Source organism: Lentzea sp. CC55 (assembly GCF_021056325.1).
GTDB lineage: Bacteria > Actinomycetota > Actinomycetes > Mycobacteriales > Pseudonocardiaceae > Lentzea > Lentzea jiangxiensis.
The window spans coordinates 51,392-77,845 of record NZ_JAJCXE010000004.1 but is presented as its reverse complement, the minus strand read 5'-3'; the positions used below and the strand labels follow the sequence as shown (position 1 = coordinate 77,845).

At 70.9% G+C, this 26,454-nt stretch carries 25 protein-coding genes; 13 read left to right on the top strand and 12 right to left on the bottom strand.

Features of this window, described 5'->3' with window-relative positions:
• The first annotated feature begins 1 nt into the window (after position 1).
• The 5 genes from L6E10_RS02680 to L6E10_RS02660 all read left to right on the top strand — a co-directional run bounded on the left by L6E10_RS02680 (position 2) and on the right by L6E10_RS02660 (position 5,554).
• On the top strand, positions 2 to 2,248 hold the full coding sequence (locus tag L6E10_RS02680) for a LuxR C-terminal-related transcriptional regulator (protein WP_236216415.1): 2,247 nt from the start codon (positions 2 to 4) through the stop codon (positions 2,246 to 2,248).
• 96 nt (positions 2,249 to 2,344) lie between these two features.
• Positions 2,345 to 3,139 carry a hypothetical protein gene (locus L6E10_RS02675; protein WP_236216413.1) on the top strand — a complete coding sequence of 265 codons (795 nt, stop codon included), beginning with the start codon at positions 2,345 to 2,347 and terminating at the stop codon, positions 3,137 to 3,139.
• A 77-nt stretch (positions 3,140 to 3,216) separates the two neighbouring features.
• Positions 3,217 to 4,128 (top strand): ABC transporter ATP-binding protein, encoded by a 912-nt coding sequence (locus L6E10_RS02670; RefSeq protein WP_236216411.1) that lies wholly within the window; start codon positions 3,217 to 3,219, stop codon positions 4,126 to 4,128.
• Entirely contained in the window at positions 4,125 to 5,168 is a 1,044-nt protein-coding gene (locus L6E10_RS02665; protein ID WP_236216409.1) for an ABC transporter permease, read from the top strand. The genes L6E10_RS02670 and L6E10_RS02665 overlap by 4 nt, the downstream gene beginning before the upstream one ends.
• A 50-nt stretch (positions 5,169 to 5,218) precedes the next feature.
• Positions 5,219 to 5,554 (top strand): DUF3817 domain-containing protein, encoded by a 336-nt coding sequence (locus L6E10_RS02660; RefSeq protein WP_236216407.1) that lies wholly within the window; start codon positions 5,219 to 5,221, stop codon positions 5,552 to 5,554.
• On the opposite strand, the gene L6E10_RS02655 is transcribed toward L6E10_RS02660, so the two are convergent.
• Genes L6E10_RS02655 through L6E10_RS02645 form a run of 3 tightly spaced genes read right to left on the bottom strand, consistent with a single transcriptional unit; the run spans position 5,526 to position 8,142 of the window.
• Positions 5,526 to 6,569: a phosphotransferase gene (locus tag L6E10_RS02655; protein ID WP_236216405.1), complete on the bottom strand. Its 1,044-nt coding sequence runs from the start codon at positions 6,567 to 6,569 to the stop codon at positions 5,526 to 5,528. The genes L6E10_RS02660 and L6E10_RS02655 overlap by 29 nt on opposite strands.
• A complete protein-coding gene (locus L6E10_RS40660; RefSeq protein ID WP_236216403.1) occupies positions 6,566 to 7,612 on the bottom strand; it encodes a phosphotransferase in 1,047 nt (348 codons plus the stop codon). Before L6E10_RS40660 ends, L6E10_RS02655 begins: the two co-directional genes overlap by 4 nt.
• A 32-nt stretch (positions 7,613 to 7,644) precedes the next feature.
• Entirely contained in the window at positions 7,645 to 8,142 is a 498-nt protein-coding gene (locus L6E10_RS02645; RefSeq protein ID WP_090095294.1) for a MarR family winged helix-turn-helix transcriptional regulator, read from the bottom strand.
• A 173-nt stretch (positions 8,143 to 8,315) separates the two neighbouring features.
• On the opposite strand from L6E10_RS02645, the gene L6E10_RS02640 reads away from it, so the two are divergent.
• The 3 genes from L6E10_RS02640 (at position 8,316) to L6E10_RS02630 (ending at position 10,513) form a co-directional block, all read left to right on the top strand.
• Positions 8,316 to 8,621 carry an MTH1187 family thiamine-binding protein gene (locus L6E10_RS02640; protein ID WP_236216724.1) on the top strand — a complete coding sequence of 102 codons (306 nt, stop codon included), beginning with the start codon at positions 8,316 to 8,318 and terminating at the stop codon, positions 8,619 to 8,621.
• Positions 8,622 to 8,720: 99 nt separating this feature from the next.
• Positions 8,721 to 9,545, top strand: a complete 825-nt coding sequence (locus L6E10_RS02635; RefSeq protein ID WP_236216402.1) for a hypothetical protein — start codon at positions 8,721 to 8,723, stop codon at positions 9,543 to 9,545.
• Positions 9,542 to 10,513, top strand: a complete 972-nt coding sequence (locus L6E10_RS02630) for a tetratricopeptide repeat protein (protein WP_374235596.1) — start codon at positions 9,542 to 9,544, stop codon at positions 10,511 to 10,513. The genes L6E10_RS02635 and L6E10_RS02630 overlap by 4 nt, the downstream gene beginning before the upstream one ends.
• 56 nt (positions 10,514 to 10,569) lie before the next feature.
• Here L6E10_RS02630 and L6E10_RS02625 read toward each other — a convergent pair whose 3' ends face one another.
• Both L6E10_RS02625 and L6E10_RS02620 read right to left on the bottom strand, forming a co-directional pair.
• Positions 10,570 to 11,181 (bottom strand): hypothetical protein, encoded by a 612-nt coding sequence (locus L6E10_RS02625; RefSeq protein ID WP_236216399.1) that lies wholly within the window; start codon positions 11,179 to 11,181, stop codon positions 10,570 to 10,572.
• Positions 11,182 to 11,192: 11 nt separating this feature from the next.
• A complete protein-coding gene (locus L6E10_RS02620) occupies positions 11,193 to 11,735 on the bottom strand; it encodes a hypothetical protein (protein WP_236216397.1) in 543 nt (180 codons plus the stop codon).
• A gap of 120 nt (positions 11,736 to 11,855) precedes the next feature.
• Here L6E10_RS02620 and L6E10_RS02615 point away from each other — a divergent pair, with 120 nt between their 5' ends.
• Genes L6E10_RS02615 through L6E10_RS02605 form a run of 3 tightly spaced genes read left to right on the top strand, consistent with a single transcriptional unit; the run spans position 11,856 to position 13,587 of the window.
• On the top strand, positions 11,856 to 12,176 hold the full coding sequence (locus L6E10_RS02615) for a hypothetical protein (protein WP_236216395.1): 321 nt from the start codon (positions 11,856 to 11,858) through the stop codon (positions 12,174 to 12,176).
• A complete protein-coding gene (locus L6E10_RS02610) occupies positions 12,173 to 13,111 on the top strand; it encodes a hypothetical protein (RefSeq protein WP_236216393.1) in 939 nt (312 codons plus the stop codon). The genes L6E10_RS02615 and L6E10_RS02610 overlap by 4 nt, the downstream gene beginning before the upstream one ends.
• Entirely contained in the window at positions 13,108 to 13,587 is a 480-nt protein-coding gene (locus L6E10_RS02605; RefSeq protein WP_236216391.1) for a YbaB/EbfC family nucleoid-associated protein, read from the top strand. The genes L6E10_RS02610 and L6E10_RS02605 overlap by 4 nt, the downstream gene beginning before the upstream one ends.
• Before the next feature lie 8 nt (positions 13,588 to 13,595).
• On the opposite strand, the gene L6E10_RS02600 is transcribed toward L6E10_RS02605, so the two are convergent.
• Together L6E10_RS02600 and L6E10_RS02595 are read right to left on the bottom strand one after the other, a co-directional pair.
• Entirely contained in the window at positions 13,596 to 14,393 is a 798-nt protein-coding gene (locus tag L6E10_RS02600) for a metalloregulator ArsR/SmtB family transcription factor (protein WP_308102653.1), read from the bottom strand.
• A gap of 31 nt (positions 14,394 to 14,424) precedes the next feature.
• The gene (locus L6E10_RS02595) at positions 14,425 to 15,867 is read right to left on the bottom strand and encodes a neutral zinc metallopeptidase (RefSeq protein WP_236216389.1); all 1,443 of its coding nucleotides are present in this window, start codon (positions 15,865 to 15,867) and stop codon (positions 14,425 to 14,427) included.
• Positions 15,868 to 15,985: 118 nt separating this feature from the next.
• On the opposite strand from L6E10_RS02595, the gene L6E10_RS40160 reads away from it, so the two are divergent.
• The gene (locus L6E10_RS40160; RefSeq protein WP_275675990.1) at positions 15,986 to 16,108 is read left to right on the top strand and encodes a hypothetical protein; all 123 of its coding nucleotides are present in this window, start codon (positions 15,986 to 15,988) and stop codon (positions 16,106 to 16,108) included.
• Between the two features lie 10 nt (positions 16,109 to 16,118).
• On the top strand, positions 16,119 to 17,318 hold the full coding sequence (locus L6E10_RS02590) for a cytochrome P450 (RefSeq protein WP_236216387.1): 1,200 nt from the start codon (positions 16,119 to 16,121) through the stop codon (positions 17,316 to 17,318).
• Between the two features lie 16 nt (positions 17,319 to 17,334).
• On the opposite strand, the gene L6E10_RS02585 is transcribed toward L6E10_RS02590, so the two are convergent.
• The 5 genes from L6E10_RS02585 to L6E10_RS02565 form a co-directional block, all read right to left on the bottom strand.
• Positions 17,335 to 18,705, bottom strand: a complete 1,371-nt coding sequence (locus L6E10_RS02585) for a neutral zinc metallopeptidase (protein ID WP_236216385.1) — start codon at positions 18,703 to 18,705, stop codon at positions 17,335 to 17,337.
• A 359-nt stretch (positions 18,706 to 19,064) separates the two neighbouring features.
• On the bottom strand, positions 19,065 to 21,239 hold the full coding sequence (gene glgB / locus L6E10_RS02580; RefSeq protein ID WP_236216383.1) for a 1,4-alpha-glucan branching protein GlgB: 2,175 nt from the start codon (positions 21,237 to 21,239) through the stop codon (positions 19,065 to 19,067).
• 3 nt (positions 21,240 to 21,242) lie between these two features.
• Positions 21,243 to 22,553: an aminoglycoside phosphotransferase gene (locus L6E10_RS02575; RefSeq protein ID WP_308102651.1), complete on the bottom strand. Its 1,311-nt coding sequence runs from the start codon at positions 22,551 to 22,553 to the stop codon at positions 21,243 to 21,245.
• 7 nt (positions 22,554 to 22,560) lie between these two features.
• A complete protein-coding gene (gene treS, locus L6E10_RS02570) occupies positions 22,561 to 24,369 on the bottom strand; it encodes a maltose alpha-D-glucosyltransferase (RefSeq protein ID WP_236216381.1) in 1,809 nt (602 codons plus the stop codon).
• Between the two features lie 46 nt (positions 24,370 to 24,415).
• Positions 24,416 to 26,392 (bottom strand): alpha-1,4-glucan--maltose-1-phosphate maltosyltransferase, encoded by a 1,977-nt coding sequence (locus L6E10_RS02565; protein ID WP_236216380.1) that lies wholly within the window; start codon positions 26,390 to 26,392, stop codon positions 24,416 to 24,418.
• Between the last annotated feature and the right edge of the window lie 62 nt (positions 26,393 to 26,454).

Sequence of the window (26,454 nt, the reverse complement as noted above, 5' to 3'; positions counted from 1 at the left end):
GATGGGCATCTGCGCGAGCTGCGGCACGGACTTCGCGCCCCTGCCGACGCGGGCTCGGTACTGCTCCAACGCGTGCCGCCAGCGCGCGTACCGCCGGCGGTCCTCCGGAACGTCCACTGTGGTCACCGAGCTGCCCGCGCACGACGACGTGTTCGTCGGCAGGGAACGCGAGCTGGCCGAGCTGCTTCCGTTGCTGCGCAAGCACAGGATGCTCACGGTCGTCGGTTCGGCGGGGGTCGGGAAGACGCGGCTCGCGGTCGAGCTGGCCCGGCGGGCGCGGCGGACCGAGGTGCGCACGGTCGAGCTGGGCAGGCTGAGCCGGCCGGACCAGGTGGTGCAGGCGTTCGCGGAAGCCGTTGGGGTGTACCAGCACTCGGGCTTCTCGCTGCGGGCCACGCTGCTCGCCGAGCTGGGCCACCGCCGGGTCCTGCTCCTCGTCGACAACTGCGAGCACCTCGTCGAGGAGTGTTGCGAGGTCGTGGACGCGCTGCTGTCGCGCTGTCCGAACGTGCAGGTCCTCGCGACCAGCAGGGAGGCGCTCAGAGCCGTCGGTGAGGTCGTGTACCCGCTGCACGGCCTGGACTCCGACGCGGTCCGACTCTTCGCCGAACGCGCCGGTGCCGCGGCTGACCACGCCTGTGTCGCGGCGATCTGCGCGCGGCTCGACGGTGTGCCGCTCGCCGTCGAACTGGCCGCGAAGCTCTCGGCGACCGTGCCGCCGGCCGAGCTCGTGGACCGCCTCGACCACCGGCTCGACCTGCTGAGCGACGCGGGGGAGCAGGACCGGCACCGGAGCCTGCGCGCGGCCGTCGCGTGGAGCCACGACCTGCTGACCACGCGGGAGCAGGAGCTGTTCCGCAGGCTTTCGCTGTTGCCGGGCGGGTTCGGGCCGGAGATCGCCGAGGTGGTGCACGGCGGCCCGGTGATCGCCCTGCTCGGCGCGTTGCGGGCCAAGTCGCTGGTGGTGAGGGGCGACGACGGCCGGTTCCGGATGCTGGAGTCGATCCGCCTCTACGCGGAGGAACGGCTCGCCGAGCACGGCGAGCGCGAGGTGATCGCCGAACGGATCGTCGCCTGGCTGTGCGAGAAGGGCGAGCCGGGCGCCTCGTCGTCGATCCTCACGCCGGAACAGGTGAAAGCGCACCACGAGGAGTACGACAACGCGACGTACGCGTTCCACCGTTTGGTGGCGCCGCAGGACGACCGCAGGCTGATGCTCGCCACGATGCTGCTGCGGGTGTGCTTCGACCGCGGCTACTTCACCGAGGCGGGCGCGGTGCTGATGCAGGTGCTGGACCAGACGCCCGCCGACACCCGCTACCGGATCCTCGCGCTGGAGTACGCGTCCCTGCTGGCACGGCACGAAGAACGCCACGACGAGGCGGTGGCGTACGCGCTCGAAGCGGTCGAGACGGCCGAGGCCTGCGGGCAGGACCTGATCCTGTGCCGGCTGTTCCGGACGCTGGCGGCCGCCTACGACGGCAGGGACGACGTGCCGAACACCATGCGGGCGCTGCGCCGCTCGATCGAGCACGGCGTGCGCAACGGCAACGACGTCAGCGTGGCCGTGTCGAGCCAGAACCTCGGCTGGGAGCTGCTCGTCCAGGGCGAGGTCGACGCCGCCGCCGAGCTGGTCGAGGCCGCGCTGCCGGTGCTCAGGGCGCACGCGCGGCGGGACGTCGTGGCCATCACCGTGCACTCCTCGGGCTGCATAGCCCTGGAACGCGGCGACCTGGCGACGGCCGGCGCCCGGTTCGCCGAGAGCGCGCGGATGACGGCGGACACGCCCCGTGCCGTGCTGGAGCCGGTCGAGGGGTGCGGGCTCGTCGCGGTGCTGTCCGGGCGGCACGAGCTCGGCGTGCGTCTGCTGGTCGCGTGCCACCAGATGCGCACGACGTGGGTCGTCCCGCCGGACCCGTGGTGGCGGCGGAAGATGACGGCCGCGATGGACCTCGCGCGGGAGTCGCTGACCCGCGCGGCCTTCCACCGGGCGCTCACCGCCGGGCGGGCCATGGACGTGCGGCACGCCCTGGAGACCGCGCTGGACACCGGGTCCGCCGGGGACCCGGTGCTGAGCGACCGGCAGCGCATGGTCGTCGAGCTCGTGGCGCAGGGCTTGACGAACGCCCAGGTGGCGGCCAAGCTCGGGATCTCGCACCGGACCGTGGAATCCCACGTGCACAACGTGAAGACCGCGCTGGACCTCTCCTCCCGCGCACAGCTCGCGGCGTGGGCCCGGTCGCGCTGACTCGTCCAACTGAGACGTAACGCTGCGCGCCATCCGGATGACTTCCGAGCCCCGGCCGTTCATCGTGTGCGGAACGACCGACCTGGGGAGGGCGACGTGGAACCGATCCGCCTGCTGCACCCCGACCTCGTGCCGCAACGCCGCGAGGCGCTGCAGCACGCCGCGTCCACGCTGGTCCAGATGGGCCTGGACGACACGGTGCTGTCGGCGCCGCTCGTGCACCAGCGCCTCGCCCACGTGGTCCTGGCCACCAGCGGCATGATCGAGTGGGCTCCCGGTTCCGGAGCCGTCGACGACGGTCCCGACGAGCGCTTCGGCGTCGAACGGGTCGCCGGCGACCGCGGCGGCGTCTTCCTCTCCGGCGTCCTCATCGCCTACCTCGACGTGCTCGACAACGCGGCCAGGATGAGCACGTCGATCAGCGAGGACGCCTGGCGCACGCTGCTCTGGGCGCCGACGGCGCTCTTCGACCACGTGCTGCGCCGCCCCCAGGTGGGCATGACCGTCGTGCCGCCCGGCCGCGGCACCGAGGACCTGCCGCACGAACGAGCCCAGGCCGGGCAACGCCTCTACTTCGCGCTCATGCAGGCGGCTCGGTTCGCCGTCAACGGGGTCGTGCGCGCCCAGGACGACCGCACGCTCGTCGAGGACTGCGTCACGCTCGCCACGGCGTGCCTGCGCGCCGCCGCCGTGGCGCTCGCGTTCGCCGCGGACGTCGTGGACGACCCGCCGGAGCTGGTCGTCGAGACGGCCGAGCACCGGTACCTGTGGCAGGTGGTCGGCGACGTGCGCGCCGCCGTCCCGAGGGCGAGTTTCGACCAGTTCTCGGCCGCGCTGCGGAGGTTGGACGACTTCCGCGCCGCATGCCCGTTGCTGGTCGCGGGCGGCTGACCCGTTCGTCTCGACTTCGCGCCGACTTTCGTCGTTCCGCTCCGTGCCCCGCCCGGCGCTGACCTACCGTCTCGCCCATGACGGAGGAACGGCCGGCGGTCGTGGTGCGGGACGTCCGCAAGAGCTACGGCGAGCTGAAGGCGGTGGACGGTGTCTCGTTCACCGTGGCCGAAGGGGAGTTCTTCGGCATCCTGGGCCCCAACGGCGCCGGGAAGACCACCACGCTGGAGATCGTCGAGGGACTGCGCGAGCCCGACAGCGGCGAGGTGCGGCTGCTCGGGGAGAGCCCGTGGCCGCGCAACGTGGAGTTGTTGCCGCGCATCGGGGTCCAGCTGCAGGCGTCGTCGTTCTTCGAGAAGCTGACCGCCAAGGAACAGTTGCAGACGTTCGGCTCGCTCTACGGCGTGAGTCCCGGCACGGCCGCGGACATGCTGGAGCTGGTCGGCCTGGCGGACAAGGCGAACGAGCAGGAGAACAAGCTCTCCGGCGGTCAGCGCCAACGGCTCTCCATCGCCTGCGCGCTCGTGCACGACCCGGACGTCGTGTTCCTCGACGAACCGACCGCGGCGCTCGACCCGCAGGCGCGCCGCAACCTCTGGGACGTGCTGCGCGCCATCCGGGAGCGCGGCAAGACCATCGTCTACACCACGCACTACCTCGACGAGGCCGAGATCCTCTGCGACCGCGTGGCCATCATGGACACCGGCAGGATCCTCGCGCTCGACCGGCCGGCGGTGCTGGTGCGCGGACTCGACGCGCCGACGCACGTGACCCTGCGGAAGGGTGTCGTGCCCGTCGCGGACGCTGTCGCGATGGAGGGGGTCGAGGAGGCGCACGAGGACGAGGTGTCGCTGACGATCTCGACCCGCCGCCCCGCTCCCGTGCTCTCCGCACTCGCCGAGCGCGACGCGCTCGACGGCCTGCAGGTCCGCACGGCCACCCTCGAAGACGTCTTCCTCACCCTGACCGGCCGGGAGTACCGCGCATGACCGCCTTCCACACGCTCTCGGTGGCGATGCTCAAGGGGTTCGTCCGGGACAAGGTGACGCTGTTCTTCACCTTCCTGTTCCCGTTGATGTTCCTCGTCATCTTCGGGCTGGTCCTGCGCGACGCGGGCACCGACAGGACGAGGATCGCGCTCGTCGGCGACGGCCCGGTCGTCAGCGCGCTGCGGGACAGCGGCACCCTCGAGTTCGAGTCGTACGACGACGAGGACGCGGCTGTGCGGAAGGTGGAGGACGGCGACCTGCCCGCGGCGCTGATCGTCCGCGGCCAGGAGGTCGACGTCCGGTACGCGCAGAGCGACCAGGTCGAGTCCGCGACCGTGCTCGGCATCGTGAACGGGTTCGTGGACAGGGCGAACCTCGCCGCGACCGGGCAGCCGCCGCGGTTCACGTTCACCTCGGAGAAGGTCGAGGACGCCACCCTGAAACCGATCCAGTACCTGACGCCGGGCATCCTGTCGTGGGGCGTGGCGGTGTCGGCGGTGTTCGGGTCGGCGCTCACGCTGGTGTCGTGGCGGCGCAAGCAGGTGCTGCGGCGCATCCGGCTCGCCCCGGTCTCGACGACCTCGGTGCTGTCGTCGCGGATCGTCGTCAGCGCGGGGGTCGCGCTGCTGCAGGGCGCGATCTTCGTCGGCATCGCGTCGCTGCCGGTGTTCGGGCTGCGGCTGTCGGGCCACTGGTGGCTCGCGATCCCGTTGCTGCTGCTGGGAACCATCGCGTTCTTCGCGCTCGGCATGCTCGTCGGCGCGTTCGCGAAGACGGAGGAGGCGGCGTCCGCGGCGGCGAACATCGTGGTGCTGCCCATGGCTTTCCTGTCCGGCACGTTCTTCCCCGTCGACCGGGCGCCCGCGTGGCTGCAGTTCGTGTCGAAGATCTTCCCGTTGCGGCACATGAACGACGGCATGCTCGACGTGCTGGTGCGCGGCAAGGGGATCGAGGCGCTCGCGGTGCCGGCGGCCGTTCTCGCCGGCTTCTCGCTCGTGGTCGGGTTCGTCGCCTCCCGCGTCTTCAAATGGGAGGAATAGGACACCCCCCGGTGCGTTGTGCTCCCAGTCACGGTTCATGATGGACAACCATGACGTTCTCCAGCGTGGTCGGACGGTTCCGCATCCTCGCCCTGGCCGAGGCGGTCTCCTGGGCGGGCCTGCTGCTCGGGATGTTCTTCAAGTACGTCGTCGTGCAGAACGAGATCGGCGTCAAGATCTTCGGCCCGATCCACGGCTTCGTGTTCGTCGCCTTCATCCTCGTCACGCTGATGACGAAGGAGCCGCTCAAGTGGGACGCGCGCACGCTCGTGCTCGGCCTGCTGTCGAGCATCCCGCCGTTCGGCACGGTGCTCTTCGAGCGCTGGGCCGCGAAGACCGGCCGCCTCGACGAGCCCGCTAGCGCACCATCTCCCGAACAGCTCTGAGCTCCACCTGCGGGTCGCCCTCGTGGTAGATCCGCTCGGAGGCCTCGATGTTGTCCAGGAAGCGCTGGTACTTCACCGCGTTGTGCAGGCGTGACGCGCGGCGGGCGACGTCGAGGGCCTCCAGCGGGCGGCTGTCCGGGCGGTGCCGGAGCCACGCTTCGCTCCACACGCGCCTGATGTGGTCGTGCAGCTCGGGCCCGGCGTACTCGAGCACCCGGCACGCGTCGAGCGCGGGGTGACCCCAGACGGCGTCGGAGAAGTCGATGACAGCGCCGCCGCGCCGCCAGTTGCCGGGGTGGAAGTCGCCGTGCGTCAGCGTGTCCGGCAGCCCGAACGACGGCATCGCGACGGCGGTCGGGGGGAGTCGCGGCGCGCCGGCCAGCGCGTTCTGCACGGCCACCCACCGCGGCACGACGAGGTCGACGTGCTCGGCGGTGACCGGCCAGCACTTGTCGCCGGGGGCGTCGGCGAGCAGCACCCGCCGGGGCGCCGAGGCGATGACGCGGGGGACCAGCGTCGGGTCGTGCCGGCCGACCAGGTCCATCACCGCGCCCTCGTCGGCGAAGAACGACGGGATGGCCTTGAGCCACACCGGACCGTCCGCGGTCGGCAGCCGGAAGACGGTGGAGAGGTTCCAGGTGCGCACCTGCACCGCGGGCCCGGTGCGGTCGACCTGCGCGTCCGCCCACGCGACCAGCTCGGCCGGGCCGCCCGGCCGGGCGTACGGCAGCCGGTGCTCCGCGTCGGGCTCGGGCTCGGCGGCCGGGTGGAGCCGCGAGCGGTCGGGTTCGCCGAGCGCCTCGACGTGGTAGGTGACCTGGCCGCCCCACGGCGGTTCGCCGCCCTGCACGGAGACCAGCCGCAGCACGTGCGTCGGCACCCCGAGCAGCTCTTCCAGCACCTCGTTGACCGGCTCGACGTGGTTCCAGTCCCGCGTGGGGACCGGCAGCACGTCCGTGCGGCCCGCGAACCCGCTCGGCGCGCTGACCAGGGCGACGACCGTCCGCTCCGTCATGCCGTCACCAACTCGAGCGCCGCCCTCAGGTGCCGTTCGGGATCACCCTCGTGGTAGATCCGCTCGGAGTCCTCCACGTTGTCGAGGAACTCCTGGTACTGGACCGCGCTGAGCAGGTGCGCGGCCCGGCGGGCGGCGTCGAGCGCTTCCCGCGGCCTGCTGTCAGGGCGCAGCTCCAGCCACGCCCTGCTCCACACCTCCGCCACGTGGTCGCGCAGGTCGGGCCGGCAGAACTCGACCAACCGGCCCGCGTCCAGCGCGGGGTGCCCCCACACGGCGTCGGAGAAGTCGATGACCACACCGCCGCTGAACCAGTTGCCGGGGTGGAAGTCGCCGTGCACGAGCGTGTCGGGCAGCCCGAACGACGGCATCGGCACCGGGCACCGCCGCACCCGCGGCTCACCCGCCAGGGCGTGCTGCACCGCGACCCAGCGCGGCACGACCTCCTCGACGTGCTCGGGCCGCGTGTCCCAGCAGGCCTCGCCCGGTGCCGCCGCGAGCAGGACCCGGCGCGGAGCGGAGGCGATCACCTCGGGCACGAGGCCGGGGTCGTGCGCCGCGACCATCGCGATCACCTCGGCCTCGTCGGCGAAGAACGGCGGCACGCTCTTGAGCCACACCGGGCCGTTCGCCGTGGGCAGCCGGTGCACCGACGACAGGTTCCACGACTTCACCTGCACCGCGGACCCGGTGCGGCAGACGTGCGCGTCGGCCCAGGCGAGGAGCTCGGCCGGACCGCCCCTGCGCGCCCACGGCAGCCTGCGCGGGGCGTCGTCCGCCGGTGCGCGGGCGGGGTGCAGCCGCGAGCGGTCGGGTTCGCCGTGCGCCTCGACGTGGTAGGTGACGACGCCGCCCGAGCCGGAGGAACCGCCCTCGGCGGACACGAGCCTGAGCACGCTCGTCGGCACGCCCAGCAGGCGTTCCAGCGCCGCGTTGACGGGTTCGGTGTCCGCCCACCGGGGGCCGTCCACCGCGATCGGCCCGGTGCGGCCCGCGAACCCGCTCGGGGTGCTGACCAAGGCGATGATCGACCGTTCCGTCACGCGACCATCATCGCGACGGGCTCAACCGGATTTCAGTCCTCGAAGTCGCCGCTCGCCCGGCGGACCTTGGCGAGTAGGTCGGTGAGCTGCTCGGTCTGCCGGTCGGTGAGGCCCTTGAGCCCGAGGTTCACCTCGACGACGGCGGCGGTCGCGCTCTCACGGCGCTGGAGACCGGCTTCGGTGATCTCCACCAGCGTGGTGCGGCGGTCGGTCGGGTGGGGTGTGCGGCGAACCAGCCCGTCGCTCTCCAGCCGGTCGACGATGTTCGTGACGCTCGTCGGGTGCAGCTGCAGGCGCTCGCCCATCACGCGCATCGGCAGCGCGCCCTTGCGGGAGAAGTAAAGGAGCACCAACGCCTCGTAGCGCGCGAATGTGAGCCCGTGCGGCTTGAGGGCCGCGTCCACGGCGGACTGGATGATCTGCTGGACACGCATGACGCTCGTGACGGCGGCCATCGACGTGGAGGAACCCACCCGGTCGTCCCACAGTTCGGCCGCGCGGGCGATCGGATCGAACGGCAGCGGTGTCATGTGCACGGAAGCTACCAGTCAGTACCACCCGTGGATCACCTAGTGCTGCCGTTCGGGGGGCGGTCCCGGCCGGGATGACGGTGATCGCACAGACCTGGCCTTCCGCCGGGCGGTCGGGCAGCGTGGGCGGCGGGCCCAGCCACCGCTGGGAGCCAGAACACCAGGAGGTCCGCGTGCTGGTCGCGTTCAGTGTTGCTCCGTCCGGTCCGGACTCGTCGGGAGGCGTCGCGAAGGCCGTCGCCGAGGCGGTCCGGGTCGTGCGGGAGTCCGGGCTGCCCAACGAGACGAACGCGATGTTCACGCTGGTCGAGGGGGAGTGGGACGAGGTGATGGCCGTCGTGAAGAAGGCCACCGAGGCCGTCCAGGCCAGTGCGCCGCGCGTGTCGCTCGTGCTCAAGGCCGACATCCGGCCCGGCTACACCGGTCAGCTCAAGGCCAAGGTCGACCGGGTCGAGGAGCACCTCTCCGACACCCCGTGACGGCCCGGTCGCGCGGAGCCTGCCCGGATGGCCGAAAGCTCTACGCCGGCATGGTGAGAGTGCCCGTGCGGCGGCGGTCGCTGCGTTAGCGTGTCGGGCGTGGACGCGAGACAGCTGTGGTTGAGGTTCGAGCCCTACCACGACGTCACGTACTTCACGCCCGAGTCGCGCGCGGCGACCGACGCGCTGGGCTGCAAGGGCGGCTGGATGGGCTACTTCGGCATGCGCGCCGCGCCGCTGGGCGCCGCGTCGCCGGAGCTGGTGACGGCGGTGTTCTACAACTTCGCGCCGCGCATGGTCTCCCGTGCGCTGCCGGACGCGTGGGCCGTCGCCTCGCCCGCCGAGTTCCTGCGCGTGCGGCTCGAGGGCGTGGACGGGGCGTTGCGGCGGTTGCTGGGCGAGGTCGGCACGGCGGAGATCGCCGAGGCGGCCGGACTGGCGCGCGCGGCGGCGGAGGCCGCTCCGCTGGGCGGACGCCCGCTGGCGGCGGCGAACCGCGCGCTGCCGTGGCCGTCCGAACCGCACCTGGCCCTCTGGCACGCCTGCACGATCCTGCGCGAGGCCCGGGGCGACGGCCACGTGGCCGCTCTGGTGGCGCACGGCATCGGGCCGTGCCACGCGCTCGCGCTCTACGCGCGCGAACATTCCCTCGATCCGGCATACATGAGAACCGCGCGTGGTTGGACTGTCGAAGAGTGGGACGAAGTCTCGGACCTGCCCGGCGACCTCGCCGCGGTGGAACGCGCGACCGACGAGGCCGCGCTCGCACCGTGGAAAGCGCTGGGTACCGGTCCGACGGAGCGGTTCGTCGAACTGATGACACCGCTTGCTCTACGCATCGCTTCGGCCAACGAGGCGATGCGCGTCAACCCGATGGCCCTGGACCCGGTCCGGGAACTAGCCGTGCCAGGATGGAACACGTGACAAGGCCTGATCCTCGCAAGACCGCCGCACTGTCCGCCGCGCTCTCGGGCGCCGTCGACCTGGGCGCCCTGAAGGCCCGAGCCGACGCGGCCCGCACCGCCTCGGCCGCGCCCGCCGCCCCCGGTGGCTCGCCCTCGCCCGACAACGGCTCCGCGCCGTGGATCGTCGACGTCACCGAGGCTTCTTTCCAGGCTGTGGTCGAGCAGTCGCTGCAGGTGCCCGTGGTGGTCCTGCTCGGCGCCTCCTACAGCCCGGAGTCGCAAGCGCTCGCCGCCACCCTGACCCGCTTCGCCCAGTCGTCGGGCGGCGCCTGGATCCTCGCGCGGGTCGACCTCGAGACCGCGCCCCGGATCGGGCAGGCGTTCGGCGTGCAGTCGGTGCCGACGACCGTCGCCGTCGCCGCCGGTCAGCCGATCGACGCGTTCGCAGGGCCGATCGCCGACGCCGAGCTCTCGCAGTGGATCTCGCGGTTGCTGGACGCCCTGCGCGACCGGCTGCCGGGCATCCGCGCCGGCGAGGCCCGCGCCGGTGCCCCCGTCGAGCAGGAGGAGGCACCCGAGGACCCGCGGATCGTCGCGGCCGAGGAGGCCTTCGAACGCGGTGACTACGCCGCCGCCCAGGGCTTCTACTCGGAGATCCTCGCGTCGGAGCCCGCCAACGAGCTCGCGAGGGAAGGCCTCGCCCAGGCCAGGTTCGCCGAGCGCGCCGAGGCCGTGGACCCGGCCGTGATCGCCAAGGCCGACGGCGCCCCCGAGGACGTCGACGCCCAGCTGGCCGCCGCGGACGCCCAGGTGGCCGTGCAGCAGGTCGAGGAGGCGTTCCGGCGCCTGGTCGACACCGTCCGCCGCGTCCACGGCGACGACCGGGACCGGGTTCGCCAGCACCTGGTGGGACTGTTCGAGCTGTTCCCGGCGGACGACCCGCGGGTCGCCGCGGCCCGCCGGAACCTGGCTTCGGCCCTGTACTGAAAAGTGCGGCCGGGGCTCTTCGACGCAAGAGCCCCGGCCGACCCCCAGAGCGCGGATCAGCCGGCGGGAACCGCCGCGGCGCTGTCCACGAAGATCCGGTCCACGGTCAGGCCGTCCGGTGACGGGGCCTGGTTCTTGACCGGCACGCGGCCTTCGGCGCGCAGGTCCTCGGCCAGGCCGGGTTCACGCGGGGTCGTCACCGAGCCGCCGTCGACGCCCACGGCGCACATGCCGACGGACGTGCAGCTGTAGACGGGGCCGTCCGGGCCGTCGTACCAGTGCTGCAGGTAGAAGACGTACCGGCCCTTCGGCAGGGCCGAGGCCACGTCCGCGAGAGCCGTCTCGGGCTGCCGGGCGAACTCCACGACGGCCTGCGGGACACCGGCGCGGTTCGCCTTCTCCACCTGGATCGCCACGTTGGACGTGCGGTGGGCGGGCTTCCCGGGGTCGGTGTAGTCCCTGCCCTCGGTGACACCGCCGATCGTGCCCAGGACGACGAGCTGCGACTGCGACGCCAGCTCCTCGACGGTCTCCGGCTCCTCCGGCATCGAGCCGTGGACGGCGTGGGCGTCCCAGAAACCCGGCGCGGCGGCGGGTGCGGGCGCGGGTGTGGACGAGCAGGCGGTGAGCACCAGTGCCGCGGCACCCACCAGGAACGAGATGCGCATCGGGTTCCTCATCAGTAGGCGCCGTTGATGTGGTTCTTGTCGTGCGTGGCGTAGTAGTTGTGGTCCGGGTTCCCGCGCATGCACGAGCGGTTCGGCGTGCTGTACGAGCTGTTCTTGCCCGACGCGTGGCCGAGGCCCACGGTGTGGCCGATCTCGTGGCAGCCCAAGGACTTGTAGTTGCCGTGCGGCTTCTTGTTGTTGATCACGATCTCGTGCTGGTCGCACTTGGACGCGTTGACGCGCTTGACGCAGCTCGCCCACGCGTAGGCGTTCCGCAGGTCCGCCGGCGGGTTCCAGGTGGAGTACACCCAGACGTCGACCTTGGTGTTGTACGTCGTGTTCACGCTCGTCGTCATGTCCGTCGGCGCGAGCGAGTTCTTCCGCGCCCAGTCGACGCCGGACTTCTGCGCCGAGGTGAGGTCGTCGTCGAAGAAGAAGCTGTGCGCCTTGTTGTCCGCGTGCGGGCTGAAGCTGTTGGCGGCCGCCGTGAGCGGTGCCGCGACCATCAGACCGAGGGCGGAAACCAGCACGACGAGCGTTCGCTGTTTCCCCATCAGCCCAGCTTGACGGGTCGCGCTGACAGATCGCTGACACCCACACCCCGCGATCTTCACCCGAACGGCTGACATAACCTGTCGGCCGTTCACACCGGTCGGGACACGCCAGGGGGCGAGATGGGCACGGGCTTCCACGCCGAACCAGAGGGCTTGAAGCACACGGCGAAGCACGACATGGGCAAGCTCGTCGAGCACACGGAGAGCGCCAGGCTCAAGCTCGCCGGCACCGAGCTGCTCGACGGCAAGGCCTTCGAGGGAGACGAGGAGGTCTACGAGGCGCACCGGGAGTGGTCCAACGCGCGTGCGATGCTCCTCGGCGTTTTCGCGCGGAACAAGGAAAACCTGGAACTGGCCCAGAAGGCGCTGACCGAGGTCGCCGAGCGCTACATCGCCGTGGACGAGGACAACGAGCGGACGTTCGGGGGGATCCTGTCGTGAGCTGGGCCGACGACATGCAGAAGCACGCCGACTACTTCTGCAAGAAGTTCGACGAGCAGGAGGACTGGTTCTTCCCCGACCACCTGGAGGAGAACGCGAGCTACCCGACCGCCAAGGAGGACGTCCAGCGCCTCTTCGCCGATTTCGGCCGCTTCATCGACGTCGAGGTGGCGCTCGAGGGCGTGAGCGAGGAGATCTCGTTGCTGTCCAAGGCAGCCGACGACATCGACCAGGACTTCTGCGAGGGCGTGCTCAACGACATCGACCTCTACCTGGAGAACTGGGAGGGCGACGCCGCCGACGGCTTCCGCTCGTACCTGCGCGGCCAGCCGAGCATCGAGGGCGCGCTCGCGCGCAAGCGGGACGTCGTCCGCGCCGCGAAGTACGCGATGCAGGCCTACGAGAAGTCGATCACCAGCTTCCGCGACGACGTGCTGAACTTCGTCGAGAAGGCGCAGAAGGGCGTCGAGGCGGGGGAGGTCAGGGACGCCAAGGTCATGATCTCGCTCGCGTCCGCCGCGGTGTCGATCGGTGTCGCGGCGGCGACCGCCGGCACCGGCGTGGCGTTCATCGCCACGCTCGCGGTGGGCGACGCGCTGCAGACCGGTGCGGCCGGGGTCAACGCCACGTACCTCGAGGCGAACAGCACGGAGCAGGTCATCGGCGAGATGGGCTGGAAGGGCCAGGACATCCTGGAGACCGGCCGCAGGCAGATGGAGAAGGTCCGGGCCGGTTTCCGCGCCGTCGCCGAGAGCATGGCGGGTGCCGGGATGATCGAGCTGAGCCCGCCGCGGCCCCGCCTCGTCACCGACGACCGGTTCGACCCCGGCGACTTCCACCAGGAGGACCGCAAGCCGCCGAGCAGGATCAGCCGCGAGGACCTGGTGCAGGAGCCGAAGGAACCGGACAGCGCTCCCGCCCGGCCGGCGTCGTGACGGAGGACCCGCAGGCGCGCGCCGCCCGGCTGCGCGCCCAGTCCGAAGAAGGCGCCACGAACGCCGACCGCCGTCTGCGGGCGAAGGAGTGGGCGGAGGAGCAGGTCGCCGCGGTCCGCGGCACGGCGAGGAGCGAGCACGGCGACGTGACCGCCACCGTCGACCACTCCGGCCTGCTCCTGCGGCTCGAGCTGTCGCCGCTCACCAAGCAGGCCAAGCAGGACGACCTGGCGCACGCGATCACCGCCGTCGTGCGCCAGGCGACGGCCGACGCGCGGAACCAGGTGCGCGAGGTGTACGAGCGGCTGCGGAACGAGGGCGTGATCCGGTCTCTGCCACCGTTCCTGCTGCCCGCGCCCGACGTGCGGGCGGTGGAGCTGGCGCTTCCCGTGCGCGGCAACGCACCCGTGAAGCGCGCCGGTGACCACACCGAGGAGGGGCCGCCGGAGAGCTGGCTCAAGGACGAGCCCTGGTGACACCCCGGTCAGTCGGCGCGGCGTCGTTCCAAGAGGACGGTGTCGCGCCATTCGCCGTGGTGCTGCGCGATCTTCTGGCGCAACCCCACCGTGCGGAAGCCCGCCTTGTGGTGCAGTGCGACGCTGGCCCGGTTCTCCGGGAAGACCACGGCCTGCAACGTCCAGAAGCCGTCGGCGTCCGCCGCCGCGACCTGGTGGTGCAGCAGGGTTTTGCCCACTCCCCGGCCCTGTGCCGCGTCGGCCACGTAGATCGACGTCTCGGCCACGCCGGAGTAGCACTCCCGCGCCGAGACGGCCGTCGCGGCGGCCCAGCCGGCGATCTCGCCGTCCAGCACCGCGATCCAGCGGTGGTCCGGTAGCCACTTGGACTCGAGCACCCGGCGCGAGGGCACCTCGGTCTCGAAGGTCGCGTTGCCCGAGGCGATGCCCTCGCCGTAGATGCGGCGGACCTCCGGCCAGTCCGCGGCGGTCATCGCGCGGACGGTGACGCCGTCGACCGGGCGGACGGTGCCGGACGACAGCGCGCCCATCACCGCGTCCGCCGCGTGGGGCAGACCGGTGCAGCAGGCCGGGTTGACCGTGACGAGGGTGGTCGTGCCCTCGCGCTGGACGTGCAGGAAGCCGACCTCCGCCAGCTTGCGGACGTGGTGCGAGCAGGTGGACTGGCTCACGCCCAGCAGCGTCGTCAGCTCGCCGACCGTCACCGGTGCGGAGGCGGATGCCACGTGGTGCAGCAGGCGGACCCTGGTCGGGTCGGACAGGGTCGAGAACCACGAGGCGTAGGTCGCGGCTTCATCGGTCAGCACCCGCCGAGTGTCGACGCCGATCGGTGGAGGGTCAAACCGAGTACTTCTTCACGCAGAACGACAGGCCGCGGAAGAAGCCGTCGCCGAACGCCTCCACGCGGGCGAAGCCGGAGGGGACGGCCTTGCCGTTCACGTCGGACGCGATGAGGCTGTCGTCGGCCAGCAGCTCCGCCACGGCCTCGTCCAGGTCGCCGGGGGACAGGCGCAGGCCCGCCGCGGCGTCGGGGCGGTTGGTGAGGCCCGCCCACGCGCCGGTCAGGCACGCGGTGCGCTGGCCCGCGGCGTCGTCGTCGAGCTTGAAGCCCGTGGCGTGCTGGATCGACAGCGAGAAGCGCGAGGCGATCACGGCGAACGCGGCGAAGTCGCCGATGCCGCCCTTCGAGCCCTTCTTCGGCGGCGTGCCGATCTTCACCAGCTGCGGCAGGTCGAGCTGGAGCTGGTTCACGGCGGGGCAGTAGGAGGCGGGGGAGGTGGTCTGCGCGTCGGCGCAGGGCTTGATCCCGGCCCTGTCGAAGGCCGGGAAGACCGCGCCGCTCGATTTGTAGGCGTCGCGCAGGGACTCCTCCAGCGCGCGGAGGTACTTCTCCTCGTCGATCCTGGCGTTGCCGCGGCCCTGCCCCCGGTCGGAGTCCGAGAGGTCGAAGGGGCGTTCGGTGATGCGCTTCGAGATCTCGGCCTCGTTGATCTCGGCGCAGCGGGCGGCGCCGCGGACGAAGCCGAACTGGAACGCCGAGACGCGGTCGAACGCGCTGCCGTGGGCGCCCTGCTTCTCGAACGACGTGCCGGCGCTGTCGCGGATGAAGAACATCGTCTGCAGGACCTGGTTCAGGCCCTCGCCCGTGGAGAGCTCGAAGTGCTCGGACCTGTTCTCGGCGATCCAGCGCATGAAGACGCCGGTGTAGCAGTCGGCCTGCTGCTCCTTGACGATCGACGGCGTGTTCGGGCCGATGCCGGAGGCGGGGCCGAGCTTGTACTGCACGGCGTGGCCCATCTCGTGGGCGAGGACCGTCACGACCGCCATGGGGCCGAAGGAGTCGTTGAGCATCGGCAGCAGCTCGCCGCGGTCCCAGGTGATGCTGTCGTCGAGGGCGCAGTAGAACGCGTTCGCGATGCCGGTGGTGTTGAGCTTGCAGACCTCGACGCCCTTGCCGTTGGCGTCGTAGGAGATGAAGCGCTTGACGGGCTCGAAGGCCTTGCCCCCGAACGAGCGGGGGAGCTCGTCCTTCCAGAACTCCTGCACGTCGGCGAGGGTGTTGATGGCCAGGCGGTCCATCTCGCCGCCGTCGCCGTTCTGCACGCTGAGGTCCGCGTCGGGGACGCCCTTCTTCGGGCCGGACGGGCCGTTGGAGATCTCGAGCCCCGCGACCTTCGTGGGGTCGGGGCGCTCGCCCTTCGGTTCGCCCTCGACCACGGAAGCGCACGCGGTCAAAGCTGCGGCCGCGGCCAGCGCGACGGCGATTCGTCCGAATCCCATGAGGTCAGACCCTACTAAGCGCGGTTCGGCCACGTGCAGCAAGTGCCGGAGGCACCGCTGAACGCGCCCTTCGGGACGTCCATCGAGGTCACGGTGCACAACGGACCTGATCAGCGGCATGCCGAAGGTCCCGGGCGCGCGGATCCCGGTCGTGACGGACCGGGCTCCGCGCTCCGGCGCGGAAGCCGCATCCGGTCACCGAACCGGCGCGGGCTTCCGCTCGCCCGCGATCATGCTGTAGGTACACGTGCATGGGCGAGAGTCTCTCCGACCGCATCCGCGGCTTCGACCACCACGACCAAGCCGTCGTCCCGACGATCCACGCCCTGCTGGCCGACCTCCGCCAGGGCTGCCCGGTCGCGCGCAGCGAGGCCTACGGCGGGTTCTACGTCGTGGCGAAGCAGGACGACATCGTCACCGTCGCCAAGGACGGCGAGACCTTCAGCGCCGCGGTGCGGGGACTCGGCGCGGTCGCGATGGTGCCCGACGCCGAGACCACCCGCGCACCGCTCTTCGAGTCCGACCCGCCGGTCCACACGGGCTGGCGCACCGTCCTGCAGGACTTCTTCACGCCACCGGCCGTGCGCAGGCACGAGGCGTTCATCCGGCAGGTGACCGGCCAGGTCGTCGGCGAGGTGGCGCCCCGCGGGCGGTGCGAGGTCGTCGGCGAGCTCGCCGCCCGCATCCCTTCCCTGGTGATCGCCGAGGTCATGGGCGTGCCACGGGAACGGCAGCACGAGCTCGCCGCGCTGGCGAGGGACCTCGTCGCGCCGAGGTCGGTGCAGGACGCCCACCGCGCCGGAGCCGGCCTGGTCGAGTTCCTCCGCGCCGAGATCGCCGAGCGCCGCGACCGCGAGGACACCGGCGGCGACGTGCTGACCGCCGTCGTGCACGCCGAGGTGGACGGACGGACCGCCACGGACGCCGAACTGCTCAAGTACGCGTTCCTGATGGTCAGCGCGGGCTTCCTCACCACCGTCGACACCATCTCCAGCCTCCTGCTGCAGCTGGCGCAGGACCCGCCGACGCGGCGCCGGGTCGCCGCCGACCGCACGCTCGTGCCGAAGCTCATCGAGGAGGTCGTGCGCCACGAGTCCGCGGTCGCCGCCACGGGGCGCACCGTGCTCGCCGAGACCACCCTCGGCGGCGTCGACCTGACGCCCGGCGACCGCCTGCTGCTCGCCTGGGGCTCCGGCACCCGCGACGAGCAGTACGTCGACGACCCCGCCGAGTTCCGGCTCGACCGGCGTCAGCGCGGCCGCGACCTCGGCTGGGGAGCGGGCGTGCACCGCTGCCTCGGCATGCACCTGGCCCGGCTGGAGCTCGGCATCGTGTTCGACGAGGTGCTGACCGCGATGCCCGAGTTCGAGGTCGAGCCCGGCACCGAGCCCGAACGCACCTACGGCGTGCTGCGCGGGGTGCGCCACCTGCACCTGACCTGGCCCGTCTGAGCCGGTGCGGCCCCGCTCAGAGGCCGCACTTCTTCGGGCCCTCGAACACGCCCTCGCGGAACCGCGCCACGCGGGCGAACCCCGGGTCGACCGGGTTCTCGCCCTTCGAGTCGCGCGCCGCGTAGTCGAACTGCAGCAGCACCGTCACGGCCTCGTCGAAGTCGCCAGGGGAGAGCCCGAACCCGCCTTCGCGCGCGAACACCGCGCCGGTGTACGCGCCGGCCAGGCACAGGGCGGCCGCGGAGGCCTCCTCACCCTCGGTCGGCTTGCCCATCACGGCCAGCTCGGCCATCGCGTACCTGGTCGCGATCAGCGTGCCGGTCGCGTAGTCGCCGAGCTCCTTGTGCAGGGCCGGCAGGTCTTCCTTCGTGTCGATCTTGATCGTCTTGTCCGACGGGCAGTACGCGACGGGCCCCTGGTCACCGGAGCACGTCGGCTCCGTCTGGGACGCCTCGGCCCGCGGTGCGGGCCACTGCTTGCCGGCGGCCGTCGCGAGCCCCTTGAAGTAGCCGTCGAGGTCGGGCGTCACGGACTCGAGCATCTCCGAGAACGGCAGGTTGCCGCCGTTCGCGCGGTCCTTGACCGTCGTGAACGCCCGCTGGGTGAAGGTGCGGTTCTGCACCGTCATCGCCGCGCAGAACTTGGTGCCCTGCTCGAAGCCGTCCTGGAACGCCGCCACGCGGTCGAACGCGCTGCCGTGCGCCTGCTCGTCCTCCGGCGAGGTGCCGACCGGGTCGCGGAACGTGATCAGCGCGCCCAGGGCCTTGTCCAGCGAGTCGGCGTTGATGTCGAGGCGCTGCGACCTGCCGTCCGTCACGTTGCGCACGAAAGCGCCCGCGAAGCAGTCGGCCTGCGCCTCGGTGAGGATCGTCGGGAACCTCTCCGGCTCGCGGCGCTCGGCCTCGGGCGTGATGCCCATGCGGTTCTGCACCGCGTGGCCGACCTCGTGGGCCAGCACCACGACCACGGCGGCCTCGCCGAAGCGGTCCTGCAGCACCGGCAGCAACGACGCGCGGTCCCAGGCGATCGCGTCGGCGGCGGGGCAGTAGAAGGCGTTGCCCTCCACGTCCGCGGCCTTCTGCGTGCACGGCGGCGGCTTCGCGGCCGCGTCCGACGTGTCGACCGAGAAGTAGCCACCGGTCAGCGGCTTCCACGGCTTGTTGAACGTCTTCTGGAACGAGTCCTTCCAGAACTCGTCGATGTCCGTGAGCGCGGTGGCGGCCAGCTTGTCGATCGGGCCGTTGTCCGACCCCCGCACCTGGATGGTCTCGGTGGAGGCTTCCTTCTTCACCACCTTGGCGGCGCGCGGGCGCCCCGGGACCTCGGCGGTGCAACCCACCGCGAGCAGGGCGGTGGCGACGATCAGCGCGATGCTCCGGTGCCGCATGCCCCCATTGTGCCTGCCGGGCGGCGCGAAGGGCGTCCTACTCGTCCAAGTCAGGCGCATACCTTGGGCAACGTGCGGCGGCCGGATCGGGTTCACCGAGCCGCGGTCGCCGCAGCCGGGCGTGGGCATGATCACCGGGCCGCGGTCTCCGGAGGCGTGTCGAAGAACGGGACGGTGGCCCCACGAGAACCGGGGTGCGCCGGACCTGCGTGTTCCTCGGGACGTCCACCCGCCGGGCCATGATCCAACCGCGGCGACCCGCCGCCGTTCGACCTGGACGACGCGGTGGTGCGGCCTGTGCCGGCACCACCGCGACCGTCCCCGGCGCGCTCCACCGCGACGGAGCGCCGCCGGACTTCTCAGTCAGCCTCGCCCAGAACCCCGGGCACCTCGGGAACCAGCCACAGCACACCGGACGGCGGCAGCTGCAGCACCGCCGAGTACGGCCGCCCGTGCCACGGCTTCGCCTCCGCCTCGACACCGCCGAAGTTGCCGACACCGGAACCGCCGTAGTGCGAGGCGTCGGTGTTGACGAGCTCCTTCCACCGCCCACCGGCAGGCAGGCCGACGCGGTAGTCGTGGTGCGGCATCCCGGAGAAGTTGGCCACGCACACGAGCTGCGAGTCGTCCTCACCGATCCGGACGAACGACAGCACGTTGCCGCCCGAGTCGTTCGCGTCGATCCACTGGAAACCCTCGGGCGTGACGTCGTGCGAGAACAACGCCGCCGCCGTCTTGTAGACCGAGTTCAGGTCGCGCATCAGCTTCTGGATGCCCTGGTGCAGCGGCTCCTGCTCGACCAGGTGCCAGTCGAGCGACCGCGACTCCGACCACTCCTGCCGCTGCCCGAACTCACCGCCCATGAACAGCAGCTGCTTGCCGGGGTGCGCCCACATGAACGCGAGCAGCGACCGCACACCCGCGGCCTTGTTCCAGTCGTCGCCCGGCATCCGCGTCCACAGCGAGCCCTTGCCGTGCACCACCTCGTCGTGCGAGAGCGGCAGCACGAAGTTCTCGCTCCACGCGTACACCAGTGAGAACGTCATCTCGTTGTGGTGGAACGACCGGTGGACCGGCGACCGCGACAGGTAGTGCAGCGTGTCGTGCATCCAGCCCATGTTCCACTTGAAGCCGAACCCGAGACCGCCCAGGTGCGTCGGCCGCGTGACACCCGGCCACGCCGTCGACTCCTCGGCGATCATCACGACGCCGGGGTGCCGCTTGTAGACCGTCGCGTTCAGCTCCTGCAGGAACCGCACCGCGTCGAGGTTTTCCCGGCCACCGAACTCGTTGGGCAGCCACTGCCCCTCGGGCCGCGAGTAGTCGAGGTAGAGCATCGACGCGACGGCGTCCACGCGCAGACCGTCGAGGTGGAACTCCTCGATCCAGAACAGCGCGTTCGCGACGAGGAAGTTGCGCACCTCGTTGCGCCCGAAGTCGAAGACGTACGTGCCCCAGTCGAGCTGCTCACCGCGACGCGGGTCGGCGTGCTCGTACAGGGGGGTGCCGTCGAACTTCGCGAGCGCCCACGCGTCCTTGGGGAAGTGCGCCGGCACCCAGTCGACCAGCACGCCGATGCCGCGCTGGTGCAGCGTGTCGACGAAGTACCGGAAGTCGTCCGGCGACCCGAACCGCGAGGTCGGGGCGTAGTACGACGTGACCTGGTAACCCCACGAACCGCCGAACGGGTGCTCGGCCACGGGCAGCATCTCGACATGGGTGAAGCCCATGTCCTCGCAGTAGTCCGCGAGCTCCGTCGCGAGCTCGCGGTAGCCCAGCCCCGGCTTCCACGAGCCGAGGTGCACCTCGTAGATCGACATCGGCGCGTTGGCCCACTGCGTCGCCGCGCGCTTGGCCTCCCACTCCGCGTCGCCCCACTCGTACTCGGAGCGCGTGACGACCGAGGCGGTCTGCGGCGGCTTCTCCGTGGCGAACGCCATCGGGTCGGCCTTCTCGTGCCACACGCCGTCCTGGCCGAGGATGCGGAACTTGTACCGCGAGCCCACCGGCACGTTGGGCAGGAAGACCTCCCACACACCGCTGGAACCCATGGAGCGCAACGGGTTCGCGCGACCGTCCCAGCCGTCGAAGTCACCCGTCACGCGCACGCCGCGGGCGTTCGGCGCCCACACCGCGAACGAGACACCGGTGACGTCACCGGAAGCCGTCTCGTAGGAGCGCACGTGGGCGCCGAGCACGTCCCACAGCCGTTCGTGCCGGCCCTCGCCGATCAGGTGCAGGTCGAGCTCCCCGACCGTCGGCAGCCACCGGTACGGGTCGTCGACCTCGACCGTGTGGGCGCCGTAGGTCACCAGCAGCCGGTAGTCACCGGGTGCCTCGGGCAGCTCGCCCTCGAACAGCGCGTCGGCGATGCGTGGCAGCTCGACCTGCTTGTCACCCCACGACACGGCGACCGACGTGGCGCCGGGCCGCAGCGCACGCGCGATCACCTGGTCGCCGACGGTGTGCACACCGAGCACCGAGTGCGGGTCGTGGTGTGCACCGGACAACAGCCGGTCCAGGTCGGCCTTCACGGCTCACTCTCCTCCAGAAGTCATCCGGGCGATCGACGACAGCGGGACCGTCAACCACTCCGGCCTGTTGGCGTGCTCGTAGGCGACCTCGTAGACCGCCTTGTCCAGCTCGAACGCGCGCAGCAGGTGCGCGTGGTCCCGCGGGTCGCCCGCCACCTCGGCGTAGCCGTCGCAGAACGCCGCCCGGTTGCGCTTCGTCCACTCCATCGCGCGGTAGGCGAGCTGGTCGTCGTCGGGCTGGCCGACGAGCAGCTGCCGGGCCGCGTAGTCGAACGACCTCAGCATCCCCGCCACGTCGCGCAACGGCGACCGCAGCGCGTTGCGCTCGGCGACGCCCGCCGCGGGCTCGCCCTCGAAGTCGATCAGCAGCCACCCGTGCACGGTCCGCAGCACCTGACCGAGGTGCAGGTCGCCGTGGATGTGCTGGATCGGGATGGCGCCGACGTGCTCGCGGGCCTGGTCGAACGCGGCCCGCAGCGGCTCCTCGTACCTGCCGAGCTCCGGCACGGACTCCAGCACGACGCCGAGACGCCGCTGCATGCCCGCGATGGCCTCGTCGATCGCGTCGTCGTCGGCGATCCTCGTGCCGAGCGCCTCGGCCAGGTCGGCGTGCACCTTCGCCACGGCGTGGCCCAGGCGCTGGGCCTCGCCGGCGAAGTCGCCGCCGACCTCGAACGCGTGCAGGTCGGCCTCGGCCATCAGGTCGCGCACCGAGGTCTTGGCCATGTCCCAGCCCTCGACCGCGTCCGGCAGGAACTCCTGCAGCATCGCGAGCGTGACCTGCTCGCCGTCCAGCTCGGTCGAGATCGAGCCGAGCGGCAGCGCGATGTGCTCGCAGCCGACGGACCGCAGGGCGCGGTGCATCGTCAGGTCCCGGTTCTCCCCGCTCGCGAGCTTGCGGAAGATCTTCAGGATGTACTGCTGGCCGTAGATCAGCGACGTGTTGGACTGCTCCACGCCGATCGGCCGCCCGCGCAGGCCGGAGCGCAGCTCCGTGCCGGGCTCGTGCGCGAAGACGATGTCCTGCGTGCTCTCACCGGACGCGATCCGGTCGAGCAGGACCCCGTTGTGCTCGGGGTCGAGCAGGACGTCCCATGCGCCGGTGCTCAGGCTGAGCGCACCCTGGTACCTCTCCGTGCGCCCCGGCTGCTCGACCTCGAGCACCACGTGCACGAGGTCGCCGTCCACCACCGTCGTCCTCAGTGGACGCACAGCCGTGATCGGCCTGTCCTTGCCGCCGAACCACCGTGCGGCCGGGAGCAGATCGGGCAGTGAGGCGACCAGCTTGTCGACCAGTTCGTGGGGATCGGTCACTCGCGATTCACCTCATCTCGCTGTCGTCGCCCGCCTCTACCAGCTGGAACCAGTAGAAACCGTGACCCGGGAGGGTCAGCAGGTAGGGGAGTTCCCCGATCGCGGGGAACTTGACACCTCCGGTGAGCTCCACCGGCGTGTGGTCGCGGTGCTCGGAGAGGTCCAGCTCGACGGGCTGCGGGAAGCGCGACAGGTTGTTCACGCAGAGGACGATGTCCTCGCGGCCGTCGGGGCGCTTCCACTGCCGCTTGAAGGCGAGCACGCTCGGGTTCGAGCCGCCGAGCTCGGTGAAGTCGCCCTCGGCGAACGCGTGGTGCTGCTTGCGGACCTCGATCATGTGCCTGGTCCAGTTCAGCAGCGACGTCGAGCTGTTGAGCTGCGCCTCGACGTTCAGGCCCTGGTAGCCGTAGACCGGGTCCATGATCACCGGCAGGTAGATCCGGCCGGGGTCGCACGAGGAGAAGCCCGCGTTGCGGTCCGGGGTCCACTGCATCGGCGTGCGGACGGCGTCGCGGTCCTGCAGCCAGATGTTGTCGCCCATGCCGATCTCGTCGCCGTAGTAGAGGACGGGCGACCCCGGCAGGGACAACAGCATCGCGGTGAAGAGCTCGTGCTGGTTGCGGTCGTTCTCGAGCAGCGGGGCGAGCCGCCGGCGGATGCCGATGTTCGCCTTCATCCGCGGGTCCTTGGCGTACTCCGCGTACATGTAGTCGCGTTCCTCGTCGCTGACCATCTCGAGCGTGAGCTCGTCGTGGTTGCGCAGGAAGATGCCCCACTGGGCGTTCTCCGGGATCGCGGGCGTCTGCGCCAGGATCTCCGAGATCGGGAACCGCGACTCGCGCCGCACCGCCATGAAGATGCGCGGCATCAGCGGGAAGTGGAACGCCATGTGGCACTCGTCGCCGCCGACCGCCGGGTCACCGAAGTACTCGACCACGTCCGACGGCCACTGGTTCGCCTCGGCGAGCAGCACGCGGCCGGGGAACTCGTCGTCGACGACCTTGCGGCACTTCTTCAGGAACTCGTGCGTGCGCGGCAGGTTCTCGCAGTTCGTGCCCTCTTCCTCGAAGAGGTAGGGCACGGCGTCGAGGCGGAAGCCGTCGATGCCGAGGTCGAGCCAGAACCGGAGGATGTCGAGCATCGCCTCCTGCACGTCCGGGTTCTCGTAGTTGAGGTCCGGCTGGTGGCTGAAGAAGCGGTGCCAGAAGAACTGTCCGCGCACCGGGTCGTAGGTCCAGTTCGACGTCTCGGTGTCGACGAAGATGATCCGCGCGTCGCTGTAGCGCGAGTCGTCGTCGCTCCACACGTAGTAGTCGCCGTACGGGCCGTCCGGGTTCTGCCGCGACTCCTGGAACCACGGGTGCGCGTCGGAGGTGTGGTTGAGCACCAGGTCGGTGATCACGCGGATCCCGCGCCGGTGCGCCTCCTCCAGCAGGTAGACGAAGTCCTCGACGGTGCCGAACTCGGGCAGCACCGCGCGGAAGTCGCTGATGTCGTAGCCGCCGTCGCGCAGGGGCGACGCGTAGAACGGCGGCAGCCAGAGGCAGTCGACGCCGAGCCACTCCAGGTAGTCGAGGCGCGAGGCGAGACCCCTGAGGTCGCCCGTGCCGTCGCCGTTGGAGTCGCTGAAGGCGCGGACCAGCACCTCGTAGAAGACGGCGCCCTTGAACCAGCTCGGGTTCGCCGATGCCGGTTTTGCCGACTTGAAGTCCTCAGCCTGAGGTTCGACCAGGAAGCCGTCGTCGTCGATGGCTTCTCCGGTGTGCGGTGTTCCTTCCAGCCCGAGCGCAGCGTCGGGACGGGAGTCGTCGGCCATGGGTTCCCACCTCGTCGGGGGTTGTGCGGTTGAGCGGGCTGAAGCCCTATGAGAAACGTCGTTGCAGGCTGACGACGTGCGCCGTGGCTCGCCACGGCTCGAGGCGGACGTAGTTGGCCTGTCCCCAGTCCCACGTCTCGCCGGTGACCTCGTCGTGGGCGATCACCCGCTCGTGCCAGTCGAACCCGAGCTCGGGCAGGTCGAGGTACAGCGTCCCCTCCTGCACGTTGTTCGGGTCGAGGCTGACGACGACCACCACCGTGTCGCCCGTCTCCGGGTCACGCTTGGAGTAGGCGACCAACGCGTCGTTCTCGATGTGCTGGAACTTCAGCGTGCGCATCTGCTGGAGCGCGGGGTGTGCCCTGCGGATGTGGTTGAGCTTGCGCAGCCACGGTTCGAGGCTCCGCCCGTCCGCCAGTGCACGGGCGTAGTCGCGGGGCCGCAGCTGGTACTTCTCGGAGTTGAGGTACTCCTCGCTACCGGGTTTCACGGCCTCGTGCTCGAAGAGCTCGTAGCCGCTGTAGACGCCCCACGTGGGGGAGAGCGTGGCCGCCAGGGCCGCACGGAGGCCGAACATCGCCGGGCCGCCGTGCTGCAGCGACTCGTGCAGGATGTCCGGGGTGTTCACGAAGAGGTTCGGCCGCGCCTCGTCCCAGTGGTCGCGGATGTCCTCGCCGAACTCGATGAGCTCCTGCTTGCCCGTCCGCCACGTGAAGTACGTGTAGGACTGGGTGAAGCCGAGCTTGGCCAGGCCGTACAGGCGGGCGGGCCGGGTGAAGGCCTCCGCCAGGAACAGCGTGTCCGGGTAGACCTCCTTGACCTTCCAGATGAGCCACATCCAGAAGTCCGGCGGCTTGGTGTGCGGGTTGTCGACCCGGAAGATCCGCACCCCGTGCTCGGCCCAGTAGAGGACCACGCGCAGCACCTCGTGGTAGAGGCCCTGCGGGTCGAGGTCGAAGTTGATCGGGTAGATGTCCTGGTACTTCTTGGGCGGGTTCTCCGCGTACGCGATCGTGCCGTCGGGCAGCTGCGTGAACCACTCCGGGTGCTTGAGCACCCACGGGTGGTCCGGCGCGCACTGCAGCGCGAAGTCGAGCGCGACCTCGAGGCCGAGCTCCTTCGCCCGGTGCACGAGCGCGTCGAAGTCCTCGATCGTGCCGAGCTGCGGGTGGATCGCGTCGTGCCCGCCCTCGTCCGCGCCGATCGCCCACGGTGAGCCCGTGTCGTCGGGGCCCGCGACGAGCGTGTTGTTGGGGCCCTTGCGGTTGACGCGCCCGATCGGGTGGATCGGCGGGAAGTAGACGACGTCGAAGCCCATCGCCGCGACCCGGTCGAGCTCCTTGGTCGCCGTCGCGAACGTGCCGTGCACCGCCTGCCCGGTCTCGTCGATCCCGCCGGTGCTGCGCGGGAAGAACTCGTACCAGGAGCCGTAGGCCGCCTTCTTGCGGTCGCACCAGATCTTGTGCGTCTTGCCCTTGGTGACCAGCTCCCGCACGGGGTGCTCGAACATCACCTGCTGCACGTCGGCGGCCAGCGCCGGCGCGACCCGCTCGCCGAGCGGCCGGTCCTGATCCCGCAACGCCTCGGCCGCGGACATGAGCAAAGCTCGCTCTTGTCGCCTATCGGGTCGCCTTGCCACTCGATCGAGTAGCTGGGCGCCGATTTCAAGATCGTTTGCGAGTTCGCCGGCCCCCTGCCCGGCCGCGATCTTCACCTCAACGGCGTGGTTCCAGGTGGCCCAGGGGTCACTCCACGCATCGATCCGGAACGTCCAGGGGCCTTCCGCGTCGGGAACGACGGTCGCGGCCCACCGGTCGAGGCCGATGCCGACCTCGTGCATCCGCGTCTGGCGGGCAACCCGGTCGTTCGGTCCTCTCCACGTGACTGTCGCCGCGAGTTTGTCGTGTCCCTCGCGCCACACCGTGGCTGCAACCGGAACGTGTTCTCCCACAACGGCTTTGGCTGGATAACGTCCAGCCGAGACCACAGGGGATACGTCGTCGATACCGAGTCGTCCGCTCATCCGGCAGCGCCCTTCCGCCGTGTCGCTCCGTGTCGCTGGGTAATCCTGCCTTGCTCCATCAA